23 protein-coding genes are annotated in these 22,194 nt (G+C 37.6%); 5 read left to right on the top strand and 18 right to left on the bottom strand.

What is annotated here, in order from left to right:
• Positions 1–280: 280 nt before the first annotated feature.
• Entirely contained in the window at positions 281–544 is a 264-nt protein-coding gene (locus IGJ00_RS03295) for a hypothetical protein (RefSeq protein WP_086334371.1), read from the bottom strand.
• Positions 545–1,138: 594 nt separating this feature from the next.
• Here IGJ00_RS03295 and IGJ00_RS03290 point away from each other — a divergent pair.
• Entirely contained in the window at positions 1,139–1,312 is a 174-nt protein-coding gene (locus IGJ00_RS03290; RefSeq protein WP_157811366.1) for a hypothetical protein, read from the top strand.
• A 581-nt stretch (positions 1,313–1,893) separates the two neighbouring features.
• On the opposite strand, the gene IGJ00_RS03285 is transcribed toward IGJ00_RS03290, so the two are convergent.
• The 3 genes from IGJ00_RS03285 to IGJ00_RS03275 all read right to left on the bottom strand — a co-directional run bounded on the left by IGJ00_RS03285 (position 1,894) and on the right by IGJ00_RS03275 (position 4,709).
• Entirely contained in the window at positions 1,894–2,580 is a 687-nt protein-coding gene (locus IGJ00_RS03285) for a hypothetical protein (RefSeq protein ID WP_438844120.1), read from the bottom strand.
• Between the two features lie 156 nt (positions 2,581–2,736).
• Positions 2,737–3,345: a metallophosphoesterase gene (locus tag IGJ00_RS03280; protein WP_071866666.1), complete on the bottom strand. Its 609-nt coding sequence runs from the start codon at positions 3,343–3,345 to the stop codon at positions 2,737–2,739.
• Positions 3,346–3,437: 92 nt separating this feature from the next.
• Positions 3,438–4,709, bottom strand: coding sequence for an MFS transporter (locus IGJ00_RS03275; protein WP_081367420.1), 1,272 nt, complete (start codon positions 4,707–4,709; stop codon positions 3,438–3,440).
• A 91-nt stretch (positions 4,710–4,800) separates the two neighbouring features.
• Between IGJ00_RS03275 and IGJ00_RS03270 the strand changes: the two genes are divergently transcribed.
• A complete protein-coding gene (locus IGJ00_RS03270; RefSeq protein WP_108173560.1) occupies positions 4,801–5,580 on the top strand; it encodes a hypothetical protein in 780 nt (259 codons plus the stop codon).
• A 143-nt stretch (positions 5,581–5,723) separates the two neighbouring features.
• On the opposite strand, the gene IGJ00_RS03265 is transcribed toward IGJ00_RS03270, so the two are convergent.
• From IGJ00_RS03265 to IGJ00_RS03250, 4 genes are all read right to left on the bottom strand, one after another.
• Positions 5,724–6,071 carry a DUF1831 domain-containing protein gene (locus tag IGJ00_RS03265; RefSeq protein WP_010736189.1) on the bottom strand — a complete coding sequence of 116 codons (348 nt, stop codon included), beginning with the start codon at positions 6,069–6,071 and terminating at the stop codon, positions 5,724–5,726.
• 75 nt (positions 6,072–6,146) lie between these two features.
• The gene (locus IGJ00_RS03260) at positions 6,147–7,277 is read right to left on the bottom strand and encodes a cysteine desulfurase family protein (protein WP_081367421.1); all 1,131 of its coding nucleotides are present in this window, start codon (positions 7,275–7,277) and stop codon (positions 6,147–6,149) included.
• A 168-nt stretch (positions 7,278–7,445) separates the two neighbouring features.
• The gene (locus tag IGJ00_RS03255; RefSeq protein ID WP_019723536.1) at positions 7,446–8,426 is read right to left on the bottom strand and encodes a ribose-phosphate diphosphokinase; all 981 of its coding nucleotides are present in this window, start codon (positions 8,424–8,426) and stop codon (positions 7,446–7,448) included.
• 77 nt (positions 8,427–8,503) lie between these two features.
• Positions 8,504–9,358: a dihydrolipoamide dehydrogenase gene (locus tag IGJ00_RS03250; protein WP_438844119.1), complete on the bottom strand. Its 855-nt coding sequence runs from the start codon at positions 9,356–9,358 to the stop codon at positions 8,504–8,506.
• Positions 9,359–9,594: 236 nt separating this feature from the next.
• Between IGJ00_RS03250 and IGJ00_RS03245 the strand changes: the two genes are divergently transcribed.
• Positions 9,595–11,502 carry a M13 family metallopeptidase gene (locus tag IGJ00_RS03245; protein WP_071866670.1) on the top strand — a complete coding sequence of 636 codons (1,908 nt, stop codon included), beginning with the start codon at positions 9,595–9,597 and terminating at the stop codon, positions 11,500–11,502.
• A 188-nt stretch (positions 11,503–11,690) separates the two neighbouring features.
• Here the strand turns inward: IGJ00_RS03245 and IGJ00_RS03240 are convergent, their stop codons facing one another.
• From IGJ00_RS03240 to IGJ00_RS03215, 6 genes are all read right to left on the bottom strand, one after another.
• Positions 11,691–11,777 carry a putative holin-like toxin gene (locus IGJ00_RS03240; protein WP_368073467.1) on the bottom strand — a complete coding sequence of 29 codons (87 nt, stop codon included), beginning with the start codon at positions 11,775–11,777 and terminating at the stop codon, positions 11,691–11,693.
• Between the two features lie 271 nt (positions 11,778–12,048).
• Entirely contained in the window at positions 12,049–12,411 is a 363-nt protein-coding gene (locus tag IGJ00_RS03235) for a hypothetical protein (protein WP_071866671.1), read from the bottom strand.
• 901 nt (positions 12,412–13,312) lie between these two features.
• Entirely contained in the window at positions 13,313–13,864 is a 552-nt protein-coding gene (locus IGJ00_RS03230; protein WP_023519187.1) for a cysteine hydrolase family protein, read from the bottom strand.
• Positions 13,865–13,876: 12 nt separating this feature from the next.
• Positions 13,877–14,569: a 5'-methylthioadenosine/adenosylhomocysteine nucleosidase gene (locus tag IGJ00_RS03225; protein ID WP_438844118.1), complete on the bottom strand. Its 693-nt coding sequence runs from the start codon at positions 14,567–14,569 to the stop codon at positions 13,877–13,879.
• 17 nt (positions 14,570–14,586) lie between these two features.
• A complete protein-coding gene (gene macP, locus IGJ00_RS03220; RefSeq protein WP_010736198.1) occupies positions 14,587–14,871 on the bottom strand; it encodes a cell wall synthase accessory phosphoprotein MacP in 285 nt (94 codons plus the stop codon).
• Positions 14,872–14,883: 12 nt separating this feature from the next.
• Positions 14,884–15,447, bottom strand: a complete 564-nt coding sequence (locus tag IGJ00_RS03215) for an NUDIX hydrolase (protein WP_074800576.1) — start codon at positions 15,445–15,447, stop codon at positions 14,884–14,886.
• 217 nt (positions 15,448–15,664) lie between these two features.
• Here IGJ00_RS03215 and IGJ00_RS03210 point away from each other — a divergent pair, with 217 nt between their 5' ends.
• A complete protein-coding gene (locus tag IGJ00_RS03210; RefSeq protein WP_074800573.1) occupies positions 15,665–16,321 on the top strand; it encodes a 5-bromo-4-chloroindolyl phosphate hydrolysis family protein in 657 nt (218 codons plus the stop codon).
• Positions 16,322–16,410: 89 nt separating this feature from the next.
• Positions 16,411–17,610 carry a toxic anion resistance protein gene (locus tag IGJ00_RS03205; RefSeq protein WP_010736201.1) on the top strand — a complete coding sequence of 400 codons (1,200 nt, stop codon included), beginning with the start codon at positions 16,411–16,413 and terminating at the stop codon, positions 17,608–17,610.
• A gap of 64 nt (positions 17,611–17,674) precedes the next feature.
• Here IGJ00_RS03205 and IGJ00_RS03200 read toward each other — a convergent pair whose 3' ends face one another.
• From IGJ00_RS03200 to sapR, 4 genes are all read right to left on the bottom strand, one after another.
• Positions 17,675–19,054 carry an APC family permease gene (locus IGJ00_RS03200; RefSeq protein ID WP_019724164.1) on the bottom strand — a complete coding sequence of 460 codons (1,380 nt, stop codon included), beginning with the start codon at positions 19,052–19,054 and terminating at the stop codon, positions 17,675–17,677.
• A gap of 43 nt (positions 19,055–19,097) precedes the next feature.
• On the bottom strand, positions 19,098–19,964 hold the full coding sequence (locus tag IGJ00_RS03195) for a GRP family sugar transporter (protein ID WP_019724165.1): 867 nt from the start codon (positions 19,962–19,964) through the stop codon (positions 19,098–19,100).
• Positions 19,965–20,296: 332 nt separating this feature from the next.
• Positions 20,297–21,322 carry a two-component system sensor histidine kinase SapS gene (gene sapS, locus IGJ00_RS03190; protein WP_010736205.1) on the bottom strand — a complete coding sequence of 342 codons (1,026 nt, stop codon included), beginning with the start codon at positions 21,320–21,322 and terminating at the stop codon, positions 20,297–20,299.
• A 17-nt stretch (positions 21,323–21,339) separates the two neighbouring features.
• The gene (gene sapR / locus IGJ00_RS03185) at positions 21,340–22,014 is read right to left on the bottom strand and encodes a two-component system response regulator SapR (protein ID WP_010736206.1); all 675 of its coding nucleotides are present in this window, start codon (positions 22,012–22,014) and stop codon (positions 21,340–21,342) included.
• Positions 22,015–22,194 lie beyond the last annotated feature (180 nt).

Raw genomic sequence — 22,194 nt, 5'->3', positions numbered from 1 at the left:
TCCACCAACCATAGATACAGAAAATGTTGATGCCAATGACAATCACTTTCAGAAGTTTATTCCTGATTCCTCGACAAAAAAATAAACTAAATCCGCTTAGTAGCCAACAGCCAATAATAATGATTCTTCGAAATATAAGAGGGTATTGCATATAAGGTAAAAAATAATGCATAGCAAGCAGACATGACAGACCTAAAAAGACAAATGATAAAATTAAATACTTTTTATTTTGAGTCATTCTGATTTCTCCTTTTTCTTATTTTTTGAGATATACAATACTTTATTTATATAAATCTAAAAAAGCATGAATAAAATACCAACCACTAAGCGTAGTCGCAAATAAATAATTCACGACTAACAGAGTCCACTCTACGTACTTTTTCATGGTAGTTTTTGTAGTAAAATAAATTCCCAAAAAGCCAGGAATTATGATTACAAATGACAAAATAAAACCAACATACCCTCTATAATCTATGATTATTCCCAATAAACATAAGATCGATAAAATCATAGAACCAACTAAACCGGTTTTATAACCGTCCATCCAATCTTCCTTTCTTTTCACACCTTTTAGGTGATACGATTCATTGATCCAACTGATTTTTATTCGTTAATCTCTTGTAACCTATAGAACCCTCGTTAAAAACTGGATTAAATATCTGATATGAAGATGCGTTGCGAATAAATAATTTACGATGAACAAAAAAGATTTCAGAAGCTTATCCATAGTGATTTTAGTTGTAAAATAGATCCCAAAAAATCCTGGAATAATTGTTAAAAAAACTAACAACAATCCAATTAGTCCACGTCCATCAATCAGCGAACCAATAATACACAGAATAGATAAGGACATTGACATACACAAGCCGATTTTGTACTCATTCATAAGCTACTCCTATCTTCGCTTCATTTTAAATAATCAAAAAAATTGATAATTAGTTATTTAATACAAAAGTTTAAATAACATATAACCAAACACTCAACATGGAAATAATTTATTATAAACACGAAATTTTATTATATTAATAATTTTAAATTATATATTCTCTTTTTTTTCAATTACGATAAAAAACAAAAAATATATTTTTTTGAAAAAATTATATGTTATTATTTTATCATAGAAAAAAGAGAGATTATTATGGATATTAAACTTTTTTTCACAATTTTTTTATTAATTGTTTCACTTCAATTCTCAAGTATACAGGTCTATGCTGAAGTGGAAGTCTATCAGTCATTCAAGGAAATGCCAATTATTTATTACAATCAGATACCTCATTTAGATGAAAATCAATTGAAAGAATACAAACGTTAAGACAATAATATGTATTTATACAAGCAAGCAGAACGGTTAGCAAAAATCCTACCACGAAGGTTCTTCACTATTGGAAACTCTGTAGATAATATTATTTTTGAAAAAATCCTGAATATGGAACTTATGGTCCATTGAACACAGTCCAACTATTATCCTGAAGAGGTCCTTATCGTCTACTCAACAAATATCACGAATGATCTTAAACGTTTGAATGATAGGACAGCCACTGTTGGTAAAGGATTGAATAATCAAGGAAAACTCGTCAATTGTATTCTTTAAACTTTCAATAGCTCATTGGATTTTATGTCTGATGAATCTATAAAGTTGTTAACAAGGATTGAACAAATGGACTTTACACTTTTTCACCTAGGATCTAGATGAATGGCGAAAATAAAACAGGTGTGAGACAAAAGAACATTTCCTTTTGTCTCACACCCTAAAACCGAATATACGTTGGGAACAGAAGTAATCTCATCAGAAAAGCGACAGCTACAAAAATTTGAAAACAATTTTTGTAGCTGTCGCCTTATTTCTTGAGGTAATCCATCCCCCACTTTCTTCTCACCTACTTTTCCTAATGGTTATTCTTCTGATCCAGCAACTTCTGTCTCTTCGATGAGGGAGAGTTCATCGACTTCACCGGATTCTTTATCAGTCAGTCGACTCATTCCTGTTACAGGATTAATCTCTTCTTTGATCTCTTCATCTTCATAGACTAGATAAAACCGATTTTCTGTACCATATTCTTCTTGCAATGTTTGAAGCAGTTTGTCATTTGTGACTGTTTCAAGTGCTTTGAACGCATCGTACTCTTCAATCGTCCCCTTTTCCTTATCTGTTATTCGAGCCATTCCAGTAATCGGATTGATTTCTTCTTTCGTTTGATCATCTTCATACTCTAAAAAGAATTTGTCCTCTGTCCCATATTCTTCTTGTAGTGATTTTAGAAATTCTTCTTTTGTAAATAATTCAAATTCCCCGAATGCTTCATATTCTTCCGTTTCCCCTGTTTTTTTATTAGTGGTTCTAGCCATTCCAGTTACTGGATTGATTTCTTCTTTGTATTCATCATCCTCAAATTCAAGATAAAATCTGTCTTCTGTGCCGTATTCTTCTTGCAACATTTTTAATAGTTCTTCTTTTGTTTCTACTTCTTCACCGATTTGTTCTGTTCCTTGCGATTTGTCAGCAAAGGTAGGAACAGCACCAAAAGCAAATGCACTGAATAGGCCAACAGAAGCTAAACTTACACTCAATTTTTTGATCATATGTCATCACCTCTCTATTTGATATGGATTTATAATAACTTAAAATTTAGAATAAAAATGGATTTAAATGTAAACAAAAACCGCTTATTATCTAAACTATTCTTTAATTAAGAATAATTTAAAAATAACTAACGGTTTAAAATTATCGAACGATGTTTAGCGTTGGATTTTTTGTAGCTCTTGAAACTTTGCTTCATAGATTTCTTCAATCTCTGCTTCCGAAAGTGGCGTACCAAACGGGCGTTTTGCTTTTAATAATTCTCGCTCTGGTGCGTCTACTCCTACATTGACGTCGTTGCCGATGGGTACGCTGTAGTGATGGATATGTCCATGAAGATTGCGTATTTTATCGTTGCCTCCGAGCAACAATGGATAATGGGTCAGATAGTATTGTTGGTGATTGAATTTTATGATGACACCTACATCATAAAAGTGAAATTTTTGCTTTCCTTCCTTTTTCCACGGATCATGTTGTTCCAAGTAGTTGAAAAAGGCCCGACTGTCATGATTCCCTTTGATAAAGTGGATCGTGCCATTCAGTTCTTTGACTAAGGAAAGAATTTCTGCGCTACCTTTTTCATACTTAGGGTGCATCGCGAGGTCTCCTAGATGATAAACATGGTCGGATTCCTTTACGACTGCATTCCAACTAGTGATTAATTGATGATGCATGCGGGCAATATTTTTAAATGGTCTCGGCGAAAAATCACTATTACCGAGCAACCGTTCATGGAAAAAATGCATATCGCTGATAAAATAATTCATCTAAGCTCACTCTCCTTTATAAATATCGTATGTGAAAACAAAAAAATAGGCAATCAATGCCTATCTTAAAAAAAGAAATCTATTGCTTTGTCTTAGCTATGTTTACTTTGTAATTCTAAATCGTAGTTTCTGGCTGAAGGAACCAGGTACAGTGCAATTGCGCAAAGTAATGTACCGACACCAGCAATCACAAATAGTTTCTCCACACCAATGGCATCTGCTAGTGGTCCAGCAAAGATCAAACCGATTGGACCAGGCAGAGACATCAGTGAATTGAACACACCCAACACTCTTCCTAAAATACTTGGCTCAAAACTTTGTTGGATCATCGCCATGACTAATGTATTGTAGTAAGGCGTAGCCAAACCGGCAATGGCATTCAACAGAACAAAGTAAATAAATCCTTGTGAGGTTGCTGGCAATAAACCACTCGCTGTGATGGATACCCCTAAGACGATATAGGAGATGATCACTAGCTGCATTCGATTCTTAAAATGACCAGAAAAACCAATGATTGCGCCTCCGACTAACATTCCAACGGCGTAAATGACTTCGATCAATCCCGCTTGCCCAACTGTGCCATTAAAATAACCCATCGTCATCAGTGGATATAAGCTTGCGGCAGGCATGAACAACAGCATGAAAACTGCCCCATTGAGCATAATATGCCATAACCCTCGCTTCTCATATAGTTTCTTTACTCCAAATTTAGTATCAGCTAACAAATGAACTGCTTCTCCTTGGATGTCCATCTTGGGAATTACCACAAGAATCAACAATCCTACACCAAGAATGGCACCTAATACATCCAAAAGAATCAAAGCATTCATCGGTACCGCAGCAAATAAAAAAGCACCTAATCCAGGAGCAACGATATAATTCGCTGATTGCACCATCCCCAATCGCCCATTGACCCTTGTTAATTCTTCTTCTGGAACCATTGTTGGTAAAATCGATTGGATCGTCGGCATTTGAAATGTCTGTGCGACCGAGCGAATAAATAAAGAGACAAACACTAACCAGAGCGGAAAGGTCGACATCACTGTTCCTACAATGGATAAAATAAGTGCAAAGATCGCAACAATGATATCCGTATAAATCAATAATTTTTTCTTATCCCAGCGATCGATCAGCGGCCCAACAAACGGACTTAATAGAACCATCGGCAGCATTCCTAATAATGTGGCAAAACTTAAAATAGTTGCAGAACCTGTTTCTTGCGTCAAATACCAAATAATAGCATATTGAACGACCATACTTGTGATTCCTGATAAAAATTGTCCCATCAAAAATAAATTAATATTCTTTTTCCAGTATTTCTGCATAACGCCTCCAAATTTTGTATTCTTTCTGTATTTTACCATTCATTTGTCTTATATTTTTTTATAATTATGATTATTTTATTATTGCTTGAAAAACATGGTACACTGTAGAAAAAAACGGGAGGATACACCTATGACCAAGGTTAGTTTTCACACCACGATCACTGCTTCTGAAACACAGATCCAATTAGAGGAAGAACAAATCCAACTCTCTATTTGTTCAAAGCCAGTAAAAGAAATAGAAAATTCCTTTTATCTTTATTACTTAGACAAAAAGTGTCTGGCAATTGGTACAAAGATCCGCCCAAAATCCTTTGACCAAGTCATCACTATCCATTTACCATGGGATCTTGAAGCAGATTATTTTATGTATCTAATGAATAATCAAGCCGCCGAAGCTGGTCTAACATTAGAAAAAGACAAAGATTTCAAAGAAAAAATCCCAGTTGAAGCAACCAAAAAATTAGCCCCGACGATCGAAAAAGTAACGACTGTGTTATCAACGTTTGGCTACGGATTTGCTCCGCTTACTGCAACGAAAAAGAAACCTGCCAAAGCGCGTCACCGGTGGACAAAACAAATCAGCGAGATTCCTTTTACTGTGGAATTTCGTGGTAGCAAGGCAACACTTTACTGGATCAGTCGCAATGAGATGTTGATCAAAGCTGGCGCTACGTTATTACTTGATGCCCCTTTGAATAAAGATGGTTCGGTTAGTTATGCCGCGAAATATGGAGATAAGATGCGGGCTGACTACCAAGAGCAGATCAAAGATGGGAAAGTTGTGGAGGATATCATCGTCAAAAGTGTGAATGAAGCTAGCCTATTACTGTATTATGGCGGAACAAATAGTTGGTTAGAACTAAAAGATGCCCAAGGAAAAACCTTAGATGAATGGTCAAAAGTTGAATGATCATTGACCGATAAATAAAAAAAGTACCCAAGCGCTAGGAAGGACAGTTACGCATGCTCGCCGTCACATGAAGACGATACATGCACTTGTTTTCCTAGTGTTCGGGTACTTTTTTGTTTTTCTTTGTTGTGTCACATGAGTACTTAGCCTTCTACTTTTTCAAATAGTCCACGACTGATCATGCTATCCATCAAGAAATAAAACTTATCTTGACTCATTTTTTGCTTTGGATCTTTAAAAATATCGACTGCACGCAAGCCATTGGCTGTCGTGATCGACATCTTCATTGTCTTGATGTCTTTTGCAACCGTGATTTTTAATTTAAAACCCTCTTTGCTTTGTGGTGTTGCATCAAGCGGACGAATCAATTGATAGTTCCCGCCATTTGTTTCTGTAAAGCCATTGTCGCGTAATGTGTATCTTTTTGCATCTGGATGTAAACGGTAGCTAACTGGAGAACCGAGTACGGACGCTGTTTGTTCAAATGCCATCTTTTTCACCTCAGTAAGTTTAGTTTCCTCTTTATTATAAAAGTTTCTAACTCGTTTTACTAGGTTTTTTAGCGCTTAGATTGCTTTGACTAAACCATCAGCAAATCGTTGGACTTCTTCTTCTGTATTCCCATAGCCAAAACTGATGCGGATGGATTCTTTCAAGAATGGTGTTCCTTTTCCATACATGGCTTCTAGTACATGAGAAGGTTCGATATTTCCAGCAGTACATGCCGAACCGATTGAGATCGCAAAGCCTTGTAGATCCAATTTCATCAATAATAGATCGTTGACGATCCCTGGAATACGTAAATTCAGTACATGAGGTAATTTATTCGTCAAATCACCATTGATCGCATATTCAATCTCATTCTCTGCCAATTTATCTAAAATCAGTTGTTGGAAGCCCAAGTATTTTTTGTTACGTGCTTCTCTTTCTTCCAGCGTTAATATTTCTACCGCTTTTGCTAATCCACAGATCCCCGCTAAGTTTTCTGTACCGGCACGGCGTTTTTCTTCTTGTTCTCCGCCTAAAAGCAAAGGTGGGATATTTACGCCATCTCTTTTATATAAAAAACCGATTCCTTTCGGTCCATTGATTTTATGACCAGATATGCTCAAAAGATCGATTCCTAACTCTTGAGGGTGAATCGTTTGATTACCATAAGCTTGAACAGCATCCGTATGGAAATAGGCTGGATGTTCTCGTAAAATTTCACCGATTTCTTTGATTGGTAATAAATTGCCGATTTCATTGTTCCCGTACATGATCGAGACTAAAATAGTGTCTTCTCTTAAAGCCGAGCGGAAATCAGCGATTGAGATATTCCCTTTTTGGTCAACTGGTAGATATGTAACCTCAAAACCCTTTTTTTCAAGATACTTCATCGTATTCAAAACTGCTGGATGTTCAATAACTGTAGTGATTAGATGTTTCCCTTCATTTTGACGTGAGAATGCTGTTTCAAGAATCGCAGTATTATCACCTTCCGTTCCGCCACTGTTAAAAATAATCTCATGCGAGCGGACGTGCAAACTATCTGCCACGATTTGTCTAGCATTTTCTAATTTTTCATGAGCCATCCGACCAAATCCATGAATGCTCGAAGGATTGCCAAATGTCCCTTCCATGATATCCATCATTTCTTTGATTACCAACGGATGCATCGGCGTCGTCGCTGCATGATCTAAATAAATATTGCCCAATGTATTCATCCCTTTCAAATAGAGCTAGGCACATTCTAGCATAGAAATAGCCAGTTACCAAAAATAAACTTAGGCAAAAAGAGGATTTTTTTAGTAGATATGTCCAAGTTCCGAGCAAAAAACACCATAAAATGACCTAAATTCAGTCATTTTATGGTGTTTCATTTTTTATCTAAAGCTCTTCTCTTCCAAACGGAACAATGGGCTCATTGGCGTGTTTTCATGGATACGTTTGACGGCTTCCCCCATCAAGTTTGAACAAGTGACGATCGTCAAGTTTTCAGGGTGACGGTCTTCTGGTGTATAGACAGAATCAGTGATACAGATATCTTTGATCGGTGCTTCGTCCAAGATCTCTTTTGCAGGCTCTGACAACAAGCCATGGGAAGCACAAACATAGATATCTTTAGCGCCATTTTCTTTCAAGACTTTGGCTGCTCGAGCGAATGTCAATCCAGTATTTAAAATATCATCAACCAGTATACACGTTTTTCCTTGAACATTTCCGATCACGTAACTTGCTGCTGTCCCTTCGACTTCTTCGTCCGCATGATCAACGATCGCTAACGTACTATTCAAATACTCTGATAAGCTACGCGCACGTTGGACACCACTGTTCTTTGGTGAAACAACGACAATGTCATCGCCGACCAGACCAAGTTCACGGTAATAATGCGCAAATAATGGCATTGTAAATAAGTTATCTACTGGAATATCAAAGAATCCTTGTACTTGCACCGTATGCAGATCTAAGGTCAATACACGAGTCGCTCCTGCTTCTTCAAGCATGTTCGCAATCAATTTTGCTGTAATTGGTTCGTGGGGTTTCGCTGTCCGGTCTTGTCTCGCATAACCATAATAAGGCAACACCACATTTATCGTTTTGGCACTTGCACGTTTCATCGCATCGATCATGATCAATAATTCCATGTAGTAATCATTGACTGGTGCATTCGTCGATTGAACGATGTAGACATGGTCGCCACGGATACTTTCTTCAATGTTGATTGAAATTTCTCCATCACTAAATTGTTTGACTACACTTTTCCCTAACTCTGTTCCAAATACTTTGGCGATTTTTTCTGCTAACGGTCGATTCCCATTCAAACTAAAGATTTTCAACGTGTCGTCCTGATACTTTTTACTCATGACATCCTCCCAAACTTCTCTATTCTTCGATAGTTTAACATATTTCGTTCCGTATTTCTGGTATTTTCTGAAAATAATCAAGGAAGTGAGACTGTTCCATTTCCCCAACTTGCAGGAATCACTTTATTTGTGTTTCCCCAATTATCATGGACTTTATAATAACGCTCACCAGAAGCTGATTCATAGTAAGCATAAGCAGTGACCCAATGATTGCCGTAGGTACTGCCTAGCAATCTTAAAATACCGATCATCACAGGTTTTCCTTCGCGAATCCGCTTTGTTGCTCGTTGCCAAGAACCGACTACTGTACTTCTGGCATAAATCGGTTGCTGTTGTGTTCTAAAAAAGGCTGAGATCCCTGTACTTACTTGGATAGGTACGGTAGGCAAGCCTAAAGGTTGGATCGTTTTACGCAGTTTTTGGATCAATTCTTTCGCATCGCGGGAATCTTTTCGGCGAATATCTGAAGGAATCAGATTGGGCATACAATAATCTTGATAATAGGCAAGTAACACTGCTGCCGCATAAGTGCCACAAAGATAACCAGACGTTGTTCGCCACTTTTTATAAGTCAAGAAACGTTGCTCTGGCAAGCCTACCCAACAACCAACTAAATGATTCGTTGGCGCTTGTTGCGCCCACTTTGCCAGAAGTTTATCAATCAGCTCATCGTCAATTCCTTCTGCATTTATACTGGCTTCTTGCCAAGTATTGGATGTTGCAATGCTTGTTGAATAGGCGTTTACCGCTGTAATAAATTCGACTGGTTTTCCTTGAGGATCAACAATCAAATAACTCTCATTTTCAAAAATCACTGCTAAATAGTGTCCATTTTCGTGTTTCCTTTTTAGCAGACGAAACTCACTGATTCGCTCGGTTTTTCCATTGAGCAAGACTTCTTGCCATTTCCCACTTGCTTTTTTCAGAATCAATCACCTCCTTCCTCATTATAATGGATAGTCCTAAAAAAATAAATCAGATCGACTAATGGTTGATTGCGCGTTTTGAACATTTTTCCTGATTCGTATGTAAAATGATTTTAGAGATTGCTTACAAAAGAAACCGATTACAAAATTTGTCGCTTTGAAATAGATTTTACATTCCATTTGTTTATTCTGCTTTTTTGTTAGATAATGGGCACACGGAACTAAAAAGGAGCGATGATTCAATGAACCAAGAACGTTTGAAACAAGATTTTTTTGAAGCAGTAAATGAAGAATGGTTAAAAACAGCAACAATTCCTGCCGATAAGCCAGCAACTGGTGGGTTTCAGGATTTAGTTGATGGCATTGATCAACTAATGATGCGAGATACAGATGAGATGTTAGCTGATCCAACAAAAGTTACATCTGATAAAATGCGTCACTTCCTTGCTTATTATCAACTAGCAAATGATTATGAATATAGAGATCAATTAGGTGCGACACCTTTACAACCAATCCTCGAAAGGATCGAGCAACTCACTTCCTTTGACGAATTAAATCAGCAATTTCCCGAATGGACATTGGACAGCTTACCGTTGCCTGTTGTCTTAGATGTGGATGCAGATATGAAAAATGCGCAGGTCAATGCTTTTTTTGCTTCACCACCCTCTTTATTTTTACCAGATAAAACTTATTATGAAGCAGAACATCCAAATGGTGCTCAATTATTGTCCGTCTTTTTTGATATGATGGTCCAACTTTTAGAAATGACCGGCAGAGAAAGAAGTCAGGCAGAAGCAATCGTCGAACAAGCGATCCAATTCGATAAATTGATTGCGCCCCATGTTAAAAGCGCGGAAGAAAATGCAGATTATAGCCAAATGTACAACCCACGTGCCTTTAATGAATTTACGGCATATACCGATGCTCTTGACTTAACTACCTTGACTACTGGCTTGATCGGCACACGTCCAGACCAAGTGATCGTTACTGACCCTGTCTACTTTGAACATTTAGCTGAACTTTTGACGACACCACATTTCCGACTACTTAAAAGCTGGATGATCGTAAAAACGGTGCGTTCATTAAGCAGTTATCTATCTGAAGATTTCCGTCAAGTCAGCGGGATCTTCTCTCGGACTTTATCAGGAACCGATGAAGCAATGCCCCAAAAGAAAGCAGCTTACTACCTTGCTTCTGGACAGTTTGATCATGTGTTGGGCGATTACTACGGAAACAAGTATTTTGGCGAAGCAGCGAAAAAAGATGTCGAACAAATGGTCAAGAAAATGATCAATGTTTACCAAAAACGACTCGAAACGAATGAATGGTTAAGTGATGCAACCCGCGAAAAAGCAATCGTCAAATTGAACAAATTAGGCATCCAAGTCGGTTACCCTGATAAAATCCCTGCCTTGTTCGATGCGTTCCAAACAGTTCCCGCAAATGAAGGTGGTACCTTGCTTTCAAATGCGTTGAACTTTAGTCATCTAACCCTAAAAGATCGTTTCAGTAAATGGAACAAGCCCGTCGACCGTGATGAATGGGAAATGAGTGCTGATACAGTCAATGCGTACTATCATCCATTCCGAAACGTGATCGTTTTCCCAGCTGCGATTTTACAAGCACCATTTTATAGTTTGGAACAATCTAGCTCGGCAAACTTCGGCGGAATCGGTGCAGTCATTGCCCATGAGATTTCCCATGCGTTTGATAACAACGGTGCGAAATTTGATGAATTCGGTAACTTGAATAACTGGTGGACAGAAGACGACTTCGCTCATTTCCAAGAAAAAGCGCAAGCCATGATCGAACAGTTTGACGGTGTACCTTTTGCTGATGGCACAGTCAATGGAAAACTAACCGTTTCTGAAAATATTGCAGATGCTGGCGGATTAAGTTGCGCACTAGAAGCTGCAATGACCGAAGACGATTATTCAGCAGCCGATTTCTTCATGAATTGGGCGACAATCTGGCGTACAAAAGCGAAAAAAGAATACCAACAATTGCTTTTACAAATCGATGTTCATGCACCTGCGAAACTTCGGGCGAATATCCAGCCACAAAACTTAGCAGAGTTTTATGAAACATTTGCGATCACTGAAGAAGATCCGATGTATCTAGCACCTGAAAAACGTGTGCATATTTGGTAAATAATTCCATAACAAACTATGCGTATGGGGCAAAAAAATAAATTCATTTGCAAATTCATTTTTGTTTCTGATTTAAATTCAAATAAACGGTGTTCCAAAAGCTAACCTTAGTTAAATAACAAGTCAAAAGAGTATAGAGCAGACACACCAAAATGTTTGCTTTATACTCTTATTTTTAAAGTTATATTTCATTGTATTAACATCTTATAGTTAATAATCAGCAAAACTAACGTCGCAAAAGCGATCATCAGTTGAATTGCTTCAAAACTTGACACTTGCCTACCCCCTTCTAGGGATAAAGCTATGAACCATAGGCATCACCCTTTTTTCAAGAGATTAGCCACCATCTTTTCATTTCTCCTATCAACCACAAACAGAAGTCTGAATCTGAAAATAATGGAAAATTACCGATTCTTCTTATTTATTATATTCTTCCATTCCTCATTAATAAATAAACACCAAAAAAGGGAGTGATACATTAGTTCACTTCCACCACCTAAAACCGAATAAACGGTGGGAACAGAAGTGTTTTTATCTAATCTTCTTTTAGTGTAGGGAGACCCCTTTTTTGTTTTTTATAATCAATCTAGCAAAAAAAATAATTAAAAGGACTCCTAAAATAATAAGATAAGGTATTAGTGTAAAGGTTATTTTTTCTAATCCTAAATAATCAAACAACTTTTTCAGTAAATAATCACTCAAAAAAATGGTAAAAAGAGATTTAAGCGTACCCCAGCCTTTATTAATTGGTATCAACCCAATCACAACACCAACAACAATCGCAACTCTAAAATAAATTTCATCGAGAGTAAATGAATGATTGCCTTTCCAAATAAATTCTAAGATTCCTCTTAAAACAAACAATAAGAGAAATACACCTACGATATATCGGGAATCCAGTTTTTTCATTATTTCACCTTACTTACATTGTTTTATTTTATGTACCTTACGTAATAAACAGTCTGTGAAACATTGCTTAGTTCACCAACCTATCATCCAATCCAACCCTTTCCACTTGTGTCCAATCCTCTAGCAATAGCATCTTCAGCACTAAAACCTTTTGCAGTTAATCCTAAAATACCTCAAAAAGAAACTACTTCCCTAAATGAGAGAGCAGTAAAGAATGCAAATAAATCTATTTCTACTACCAAACTTGCAAATACTACTAACAGGCTCAGTCACCACCTTCATTTCTCCCCACCTCTTAATAGTTGAAATAAAAACACTACTTGTCGAAGAGCCTTTTTCTGCTTACTGCATATTTTTTTGGTATTTTTAATTTGAATCTATGTATGATTTTATATTCCCTTTACCTATCAACTGACACTACTCCGTACTAGTCTCTGCTCAGATATGAATTTAAAACAATTAAAAGAGAAAAAAACATACTAAAAAATATAGTGACGAACGCTTGTAACTCTCCCAGCTTTAAAGTTAGAATATATGCTAATAACAGTGAAAAAATTATAATTTTTAGTAAGATACTTCTGGTTAAAACTCTTTCTTTCGTAAAAAAATCTTTCAAACCTTCCCCATTTTTTGTTATCCAAAAAAAGCCAAACAAAGAAAATAATGCAAAGAGCGAAAATAACCCTGAGAGATTTGGTAAATATCCTAAAAAACCGAAAATTCCCAGTAAACCTAAAAAACCTAAATCCGCTTTCCCTTTTTTCCTTTCACGTATAAATGACTTTATGTACACCCCATTGAGCAATTTGTATGTATCTATTTCCCTTTTTTCAGTTGATGACCAATAGAAATAGTGGATAAAGTACTCAAGAAAAGCCTTTATCCACTATACTCACTCTTTTTATCCCTTAATGATCTCTGCACCAAGGGCTGTTTGAAAATGTTTCAATGCCCAGTCATGTCCGATTGGATCAAAGCTGGCAACTGCATCTTCGTAAATAAACAATTGATAGCCTAGGTTATAGGCATCGACTGCTGTATGCAAGACACAGATATCTGTACAAACACCTGTCAAATAAATCTCTGTAATCCCACGTTCTCGTAAACGAATGTCAAGATCTGTTCCACTGAAGGCAGAATAATGACGTTTATCGATCCAATAGACATTGGCTTGTGTTTGATGTTCCGCATAAATCTCTTGCAATGAACCATACAGATCCCGGCCACTCGTTCCGACTACATTATGTGGTGGAAACAATTGGTTTTCCGGATGAAAAGCATCTTCGGGATCATGTGCATCGATCGCAAATACGACAAATTCTTTCTCATCAATAAACTTTTTTGTATACTTTGTTAAAGCTGGTTCAATTGCCTGACCGCTCTTTCCAGTCGTCAATTTCCCATCGTCTGCCACAAAATCATAGGTGTAATCAATCGAAATCAATGCTTTCATTCGGTTCACTCCTTATACAAGATGTTTGACAAATTCAATCACCATTTCAGCTGAACGTTTCCCTGCTTCTTCGATGAATTCGTCAAAGCTTTGTGTCGCTGAATGGTCCGCAGTATCACTCATTGCTCGCACGATCAAGAAAGGAATATTGAATTGTTGCGCCGTTTGACCGACTGCAGCCCCTTCCATCTCACAAGCAAGTGCTTCAGGGAAATTGGCTAGGATCTCTTGGACTTTGACTGGCGAATCAACAAATGTATCTCCTGTGACGATCAAGCCTTCTTTTGCATTCAAGTTGGTTGCTTCTGCGGCTCTTTTCATTTCTGAACGTAAATACGTGCTTGCTTCATAATAAAGAGGCATTCCTGGCAATTGGCCTGGTTTATAACCGAAACCTGTGACATCTGCATCAAAATAGGCAACTTTGTCAGAAATCACTACATCCCCTACACGTAGACCTTCACCGATGCCGCCAGCTGATCCTGTATTGATGACCATGTTGACACCATATTGTTGAATCAATAAGCTTGTTGTGATCGATGCTAAGACTTTACCGATACCTGAACGTACAATGATGACTTCATGATTGCCTAATGAGCCTGAGATAAACAGAGCACCTGCTCTTTCCCATGATAAGGGTTCTCCTAGTTGTTCTCTTAAAATTTTTACTTCTTCTTCCATTGCTCCGATGATTCCAATTTTCATTTAGTTGTTCCTTCTTTCTATATAAATGCAACTGCCAGAAAAACGATGGCTAACAATAAAATGACGATAACCAAGCCTTTCATCAAAACAGCATTCCATTTACGTGTTTTTTCTCGTTCGCCCGCTCTTGTTTTCGTGATTGGCTTATTTTTCTTTTGTTCTTTACGATAAAAACTCGCGATCTTTTTTTCTTCTTGTTTGTACGTAGCTTCCGCTTTTCTTTGTTTTTTTAATGATTCTTGTGCTTGTTCTTGCTGTCGTTTACGGATTTCGCTACGTGTGACTAGCGGTCCTTTGACCATCAATCGATCCCTCTACTTTCCTTTGTTCATTGATTCCCAGTATTGAATCGCATAAATCGTTTTTGCATCGCAAATGACTTGATCTGACATCGCTTGTTTTGCTTCTGCTAAAGTCAACGCATAAAGTTCCAATACTTCGTCCTCATCTTGTGCGAGAGGCTGTTCCACTTTTTTGATATTTACTGCATGATAGATATGCAGGATTTCATTCGCAAATCCTGGTGACAAATACATAGAAGTCAAATGCTCCAAACGCTCTGCGCGGTAACCAGTTTCTTCTTCTAATTCCCTAGCAGCAGTGATCTCAGGCGCTTGTTTTTCTCCTGGATCGATTTTACCAGCTGGTATTTCGAGGATCACTTTTTCTAAAGGTTTGCGGAATTGTTTGACTAATAGCAGACGATCCTTTTCATCAAAAGCAATGATTCCTACACCACCGGGGTGAAAGACTAATTCACGCTTTCCGATATTTCCATCTGGTAAGCGAACATCATCCACAGCGACATCAATGATCGCTCCATGATAAATTTCTTTTCGTTGGATCGTTTTTTCTTCAAACTGATCATATTCAAGCATCTTTTCCCCTGCTTTCTTTTGTCCTATAATAACTACTTTTTTTGATTTTTTCAATTTTCTTTTTGATTTCTTACTTAGTTTACCATATCCAAACCTTAGAAATTCTATAAACTCATAAAATCCACCTTTAGTCCGATACTAATTATTAAGAAGGTTGTGCTAAAATAAAGAGGTAGATGAGCAGAGTGGACAATGAATATACACGGAGGTTTTTAGGATGATTAAAAAGAATTGGAAATGGATCGTAGGTTTACTCTTAGTGATACTGTTCTTCAGTTATAATGATGTATCGATCATATCAATGATCTTGTTAATTGGCGCAGTTTTGCTGATTTGGGGGCTTTTTGGTTTTCGTAAAAAACCTAAGGACAAAACAGCTTTACCAAATCTATCTGACAAATTAGCGGCCCATTATAGCGAAAATGGCATGACACCGAGTGAAATCTCTTTTTTCAGAGAAACGATGAATCAAACAAAAAATGAAATCGAACAACTAGAAAAAAATATGTACGAAACGGCAAAGCTTAAAGCGATCGATCTTCGTCACGAACCTGTAAAAGCAGCAAAAGGTTTGTTCAAAGAACTCGTAAAAGAACCCACTCGATTGCACGACGCAAGTCAGTTCCTTTACACCCACTTGCCAAACTTAGTGGATTTGACAAACAAATATATTGAGATCAATGAACACGAGATCAAAAACAAACAGACCTATCAAAAACTGGAAGAAAGCACCCAGATCATTGATCAACTTGCTTCATTAGTCGCGAAAGACTATCAAGATTTCGTTTCGGAAGATTTGGAAGATATCGATGTAGAGATATCTGTTGCGAAACAAAGCTTAAAGCGTGATAATAAAGATGTACCAGAAGAATAAGCACGTTTATTTCTTGGACTCGGAACACTTAGACATCGTCTGATTGTTTCGGGTACTTTTTCTAGCTTAATCGATAAGGAGGAATTTTAATGGAAAATAATCCACATGAACCAAAACACGAAGTAACCCCTGTAAATGATACTTTAGAAGATTTATTGAATAATCCTTTTTCGACACCCGTCGATAAATTGACTCAAACACAACAAAATGAAATCAATGCACTTCAAGAACAGCAAACTGCTGCTCGGTTGATTGATAAATTACCTGCTGAAAGACAAGAACAAGCCAAACAATTGGCTGAAAAAATCGATGTCACTGACTCTCAGTCGGTCATCAGCTACGGTTCAGCTGCTCAAACAAAATTAGGTGAGTTCTCACAGTCGATGTTGAATCACGTACAAGCACAAGATATCGGCCCAGTCGGTGATTCATTGACTGAACTGATGTACCGCCTTCAAGAAGCAAATCCAGATGAATTACGTGCAGGAGAAGGAAATATTTTCCAACGTGTATTCGGTAAAGTCAAACAATCGATTTATGAAGTCACTGCCAAATACCAAAAAATCGGTGCGCAAATCGACAAGATCTCAGTCAAATTAGACAAAGAAAAAGATGGCCTATTAAAAGACAATCTGATGTTAGAACAACTTTATCAAAAAAATAAAGATTATTTTGATGCGTTGAACATTTATATCGCTGCTGGCGAATTAAAAATGGAAGAATTGCAGACAAAGATCATTCCAGAGGCCATGCGAAAGGCAGAAGAAACTGGGGATCAAATGGATGTACAGATCGCCAATGATTATACACAGTTTCTTGATCGCCTGGACAAGCGCACTCATGATCTACGCTTAGCCAGACAGATCACGATCCAACAAGCGCCACAGATCCGTTTGATCCAAAATACAAACCAAGCATTGGCAGAAAAGATCCAAGCATCGATTGCTACAGCCATCCCATTATGGAAAAACCAAGTGGTTATCGCATTGACCTTGCTTCGACAAAAAGATGCAGTTACAGCACAACGACAAGTTTCTGAAACAACCAATGATTTATTGAAGAAAAACTCAGAAATGTTGAAAATCTCTGCCATCGAAACTGCGAAAGAAAATGAACGTGGCATCGTGGATATCGAAACATTGCAAACCACACAAAATGATTTGATCGAAACGATCCAAGAAACACTTCGTATCCAACAAGAAGGAAAAGAAAAACGTCGTCATGCAGAAGTCGAACTTGGCCATATGGAAGAAGACTTGAAACAAAAATTACTCGATTTAACGCAATAACAAATAGAATGAAAAAACCTTGTATCAGCAACGCTGCTTGATACAAGGTTTTTTGTTCATTTGTTTATTTTTCGGTATTCATCTTACTGTGTTTGTAACCATAGCCAAAGTAAATCACTAGGCCGATCACCATCGTAATCCCAAAGACTAACCAAGTCACCGCTTGTAAACGTGACATCAAGACTAGACAAGATAAGATCGAAATGATTGGTAAAATCGGTACCAATGGCACTTTGAACTCGCCTGCTTTTGGTTTGCCAAACATTTTACGTAATTTCAGTAAGCCTAGACTAACTAACATTAGATAAGCCAATGCCATGATGTTCGTCAACTCTGCCAAGATATTCAATGGGAAGAATCCTGCGAAGAATAATGCGGCGATACCTGCTGCATACGTCGCTTTCTTCGGTGTGCGATGTTTCTTGTCGATTTCTGTCATGAACTGTGGTAACAAGCCATCTTTACTTACTGCAAATAATAACCTAGCTAATGAATACATCATAGAGATCGTCACAGTCAATAAGGTCAAGATCGCGCCAACGGCGATGATCGCTCCTACTGTACCATGTCCTACATAACGCATCGCGAATGCCACAGGATCATTCACACCTAATTCTGTATAAGGCACGATCCCTGTTAAAATCAATGTCACGATGATGTACAACACGGTTGCGATCAAGATCGAGCCAATGATTCCACGTGGTACATCTTTTTGAGGATTTTTTACTTCCTCCGCAGCCATCGCTACCGCATCGAATCCTAAGAATGCGAAGAAAACTAATGCTGCACCATCTAGGACACCTTCAAAGCCAAATGGTGTGAATGGTTGCCAATTCTCTGGTTTAACAAAAAAGATTCCTACAATAATAAATAATGCAATGATTCCAAATTTCACATAAACCATCATGTTGTTCAATCGTAACGCTTTCTTCGCTTCCAAAGAAACAATGTATGTGACGAAAATCACAACAAGCACCGCAATTAAGTCGATGTATGTACCATTGGCTGGATTATATCCACCTGTTAGCGCCGTTGGTAAGCCAAAACCAAGACTTTCAATAAACCCTTGTACATAACCGGACCAACCTGACGCAACGGATGAAACGGCCAATAAGAACTCACCGATCAATAACCATCCAGTCAACCAAGCGGCAAATTCACCGAATACGACGTATAGATACGCATATGGTCCGCCAATCACTGGTACCCGCGATGCAAATTCTGCAAAGCTTAGACCAGATAAAATCACAACGATCGCTGCTAAAACAAACGATAATGATAGTGCCGGACCTGCATTTTGGTTTGCTGCCACTCCTGTTACGACAAATATACCTGTACCGATGATCGCGCCAATGCCAAGCATGATCAAATCGGATGTTTTTAGTTCTTTCTTCATCTCACTCGTATGATTGAGACTGATTTCTTTCTTACGAAACAAATCCATTAAATTCCCTCCCCCTTATTTTTGAGTATATAAAAAAACAGCTTTACGCTGTTTTCATATACCCTAAAAGGATACCACCAAAAATAACTAAAAGGCAACCTACAATTACAAATATAAGCTCTTTTTTTGTCTTTTTCTCCCCTAAGATAAAAATACCACCTAGAGTGGAGATGATGATCCCCATTTGAGAAAGAGAGAAACCGACTGCTAGTCCTAATGACTTAACGGTCAATAGCATACATACGTTACCGATGCCCCATAGCAATCCACTCGCCATATTTTTCCAAACATATTGATCAACTTTTACTTTTCGGAAAGCAAAGAAACTTGCCCCCAAGATCATACCGATACTTTGCGGTAAAATAATCGACATCGCATCTAAATTCGCCCAGTTGACGATGATCGTATAGACACCATAACCTAAAGTAGAATAGATCAATGCTCTGAATCCTTTACCAAAATCAAGCATTTTATTATCTGTATCGACTTTGCCTTCATCATCTTGTCGAGCAGTCAAATACGCACCGCTTACAAGAAGAATCAGCGCTAAAATACCATAAACGTAATCTTTTGTTTGAGTCCATTCATGGAAAAAGACAGCGCCCGCAATCGTATTCAAAATTAATTGAAAACCAGTGGATAACGGCAGTCCTACAGATACTCCCATGAATTTCATCCCATGAAACTGCCCATTTTGTCCGACACTCCACGCTAGACCAGATAAAAATCCAATCAATGTGATCCATGGCGTGATCGTTGGATTAACGATGAAAAAAGCAACGAGTGAAAAAAGAAATGCACCGATCGTCATTCCTAATGTTTGTTGATTGGCATCGCCACCGATCTTTCCACTGACTAAACCAATACTTCCCCACGCGACCATTGGGACTAATGCGATTAATAATTCCATAAACATTCTCCTTCTTTTAAATGTCACATGTTATAGAACATATCAACGAAAACGTTAACAACACAAGAGTTATTTTTTATTTCTCACTTTTTTCTAACTTAACTTCCTTGACGATTCTATGAAGTTCAATCAGTCACTAATAAATCCATAAACAAAATCAACCGTTACCTCGAAAATTCTTCTACTTTCGGGGCAACAGCTGATGTATAACTATATTAAAACTTTTCCAATCATCATCTAAGGTCAACACACTTCTATCACAACCAAATTAGACCATGTTCAACCGGTAGTACCTTCAGAAATACGCGTGAACATGTCGCAATCCCATTTTTTTAGCGTTCTTCTTGGTAAAAACTCAAGATAGGGAAAAACAAAGACATAGTCGTCCCTTCTCCTTCGATCGAGTCAACAGTGAGAGAAATCCCTAATTTTTCCGCAAGATTTTTAGCGAGGTATAATCCTAGACCAGTAGAGTGGGTTTTGCTCAGACGGCCATTCGCCCCTGTAAAGCCTTTGTCAAAAATCCGTCCAACATCTTCTTTCGGTATACCGATGCCTGAATCTTTGACAGAAAATTTTACGCCTTTTGTCGTCTTCTCGATCAATAGTTTGATCTCGCCTTCATCCGGCGTATACTTAATGGCATTACTAAGAATCTGTTTGAAAATAAAAGCCACCCATTTGGAATCAGTCAAAATCGTTTGATCTTCACCTATCACTTCATAACGTATTTTCTTTTGGATAAAATAATTTGCTTGGCTACGAATGACGGGTTGGATGATACTCTTGATACTGTATTCTTGGATCAAGTAGTCTCTTGAAAAACTATCCAAGCGCGCATAATACAATACTTGTTCCACATACTCATCGATTTTAGACAACTCATTTTCTAACAATGTATATTTTTGATCATCGATATCAAACTCGATCGATCGTACTAATAATTCTGAAGCCGCTACGGGTACTTTGATTTCATGGACCCATGAGTCGATATAATCTTTTTGATCTTGTTGGTTCGTGATGGCTTCTTGCATCACTTCCTGATGTTCACGTATCAGTTGATTGATATAATCTTCTATCAACTTCTCTTCCTCTGTATGTCCACCATCTAAATAATTTTGCAAGGGAGAATTTTTTTGTAGATTTGCCAATTTTGCCCACCATCGACGTTTACTCAAATAACAGACAAGTAAAAAAAAGATTAAGAAAACACCTTCGATCAATGTTAAGTAAGCAATCGTGGCCCAATCGACCGTTATATTAGGGGCTAACCACATCACAAAAATCGTCAATAAAATAAAAAATATCCAACCGACGATCAGCGACCATTGATCCTTCAAATACTTAAAAAAGTTCATAGTTGTAATTCATCCTTTCAGGGAACAATATACCCCTGGCCGACTTTTGTTTCGATATAATCGGTGATCCCTGCCTGTTCGATTTTACGACGTAAGCGATTGATGTTGACCGTCAGTGTATTGTCATCGACAAACCGTTCATCATCCCACAACGCACGCAACAATTTTTCACGAGTCAAAATTTTCCCATGTTGCTTCATTAAAATAAACAACAAGCGATACTCATTCTTACTCAAATCGATCATTTCACCATTAATCTCCATACTGCCATTATCGACATTCAACGTGATTCCATTATGGGTCATCATTTCACTCGACAACTCACCATAATTATATGAACGACGCAACAAAGCATTGATTTTAGCAATCAAGACATCGATTTGAAACGGCTTCGTCACAAAATCGTCTGCCCCCATGTTCATCGCCATGATCATGTCCATATTCGTATTACGACTTGAAATAAAAATGATTGGGACTTTGGAAATTTCTCGTATTTTCTGGCACCAATAATAACCATCAAACACTGGTAAATTGATATCTAAAAGAACAAGTTGCGGTTCTTCTTTCTCAAAATCAGCAAAAACCTGATTGAAATCTGACGTTCCATAGGTTTCAAATTGCCATTTCTCCAACTCTTCCATAATCAGCTGACGAATGATCTCTTCATCTTCCACTACCATAATTTTAGCCATGATATACCTCCGATGTTTTTCTTGTATTAACCATATCAAAGAAGCAAACATTCTACAAGTAACAATAGGTTGTGAGAAAGCCGTTCAGCTCCAAGTATTAAGACGGAAATTGAGAAAATAGCTTCTCATATTTTTTCAATTTTTGACTTAATATCGTAGGAGTTGGCTTTCGAACACCGT

This window comes from Enterococcus sp. AZ062 (assembly GCF_051715065.1).
GTDB classification, from domain to species: Bacteria; Bacillota; Bacilli; order Lactobacillales; family Enterococcaceae; genus Enterococcus_B; species Enterococcus_B mundtii.
The sequence above is the reverse complement of the archived record's forward strand: the minus strand, read 5'-3'. Positions and strand labels throughout refer to the sequence as shown.

What these genes read in the sequence shown, in the direction of transcription:
- IGJ00_RS03275 (WP_081367420.1), bottom strand. Translation starts at nt 4,709, where the DNA reads ATGGTAAAATACAGAAAGAATACAAAATTTGGAGGCGTTATGCAGAAA.
- IGJ00_RS03210 (WP_074800573.1), top strand. Translation starts at nt 15,665, where the DNA reads ATGATTAAAAAGAATTGGAAATGGATCGTAGGTTTACTCTTAGTGATA.
- IGJ00_RS03195 (WP_019724165.1), bottom strand. Translation starts at nt 19,964, where the DNA reads ATGGAATTATTAATCGCATTAGTCCCAATGGTCGCGTGGGGAAGTATT.
- sapS (WP_010736205.1), bottom strand. Translation starts at nt 21,322, where the DNA reads ATGAACTTTTTTAAGTATTTGAAGGATCAATGGTCGCTGATCGTCGGT.
- IGJ00_RS03285 (WP_438844120.1), bottom strand. Translation starts at nt 2,580, where the DNA reads ATGATCAAAAAATTGAGTGTAAGTTTAGCTTCTGTTGGCCTATTCAGT.
- IGJ00_RS03245 (WP_071866670.1), top strand. Translation starts at nt 9,595, where the DNA reads ATGAACCAAGAACGTTTGAAACAAGATTTTTTTGAAGCAGTAAATGAA.
- sapR (WP_010736206.1), bottom strand. Translation starts at nt 22,014, where the DNA reads ATGGCTAAAATTATGGTAGTGGAAGATGAAGAGATCATTCGTCAGCTG.
- IGJ00_RS03270 (WP_108173560.1), top strand. Translation starts at nt 4,801, where the DNA reads ATGACCAAGGTTAGTTTTCACACCACGATCACTGCTTCTGAAACACAG.
- IGJ00_RS03255 (WP_019723536.1), bottom strand. Translation starts at nt 8,426, where the DNA reads ATGAGTAAAAAGTATCAGGACGACACGTTGAAAATCTTTAGTTTGAAT.
- IGJ00_RS03225 (WP_438844118.1), bottom strand. Translation starts at nt 14,569, where the DNA reads ATGAAAATTGGAATCATCGGAGCAATGGAAGAAGAAGTAAAAATTTTA.
- IGJ00_RS03215 (WP_074800576.1), bottom strand. Translation starts at nt 15,447, where the DNA reads ATGCTTGAATATGATCAGTTTGAAGAAAAAACGATCCAACGAAAAGAA.
- IGJ00_RS03205 (WP_010736201.1), top strand. Translation starts at nt 16,411, where the DNA reads ATGGAAAATAATCCACATGAACCAAAACACGAAGTAACCCCTGTAAAT.
- macP (WP_010736198.1), bottom strand. Translation starts at nt 14,871, where the DNA reads ATGGTCAAAGGACCGCTAGTCACACGTAGCGAAATCCGTAAACGACAG.
- IGJ00_RS03295 (WP_086334371.1), bottom strand. Translation starts at nt 544, where the DNA reads ATGGACGGTTATAAAACCGGTTTAGTTGGTTCTATGATTTTATCGATC.
- IGJ00_RS03235 (WP_071866671.1), bottom strand. Translation starts at nt 12,411, where the DNA reads ATGAAAAAACTGGATTCCCGATATATCGTAGGTGTATTTCTCTTATTG.
- IGJ00_RS03200 (WP_019724164.1), bottom strand. Translation starts at nt 19,054, where the DNA reads ATGGATTTGTTTCGTAAGAAAGAAATCAGTCTCAATCATACGAGTGAG.
- IGJ00_RS03280 (WP_071866666.1), bottom strand. Translation starts at nt 3,345, where the DNA reads ATGAATTATTTTATCAGCGATATGCATTTTTTCCATGAACGGTTGCTC.
- IGJ00_RS03265 (WP_010736189.1), bottom strand. Translation starts at nt 6,071, where the DNA reads ATGGCATTTGAACAAACAGCGTCCGTACTCGGTTCTCCAGTTAGCTAC.
- IGJ00_RS03230 (WP_023519187.1), bottom strand. Translation starts at nt 13,864, where the DNA reads ATGAAAGCATTGATTTCGATTGATTACACCTATGATTTTGTGGCAGAC.
- IGJ00_RS03290 (WP_157811366.1), top strand. Translation starts at nt 1,139, where the DNA reads ATGGATATTAAACTTTTTTTCACAATTTTTTTATTAATTGTTTCACTT.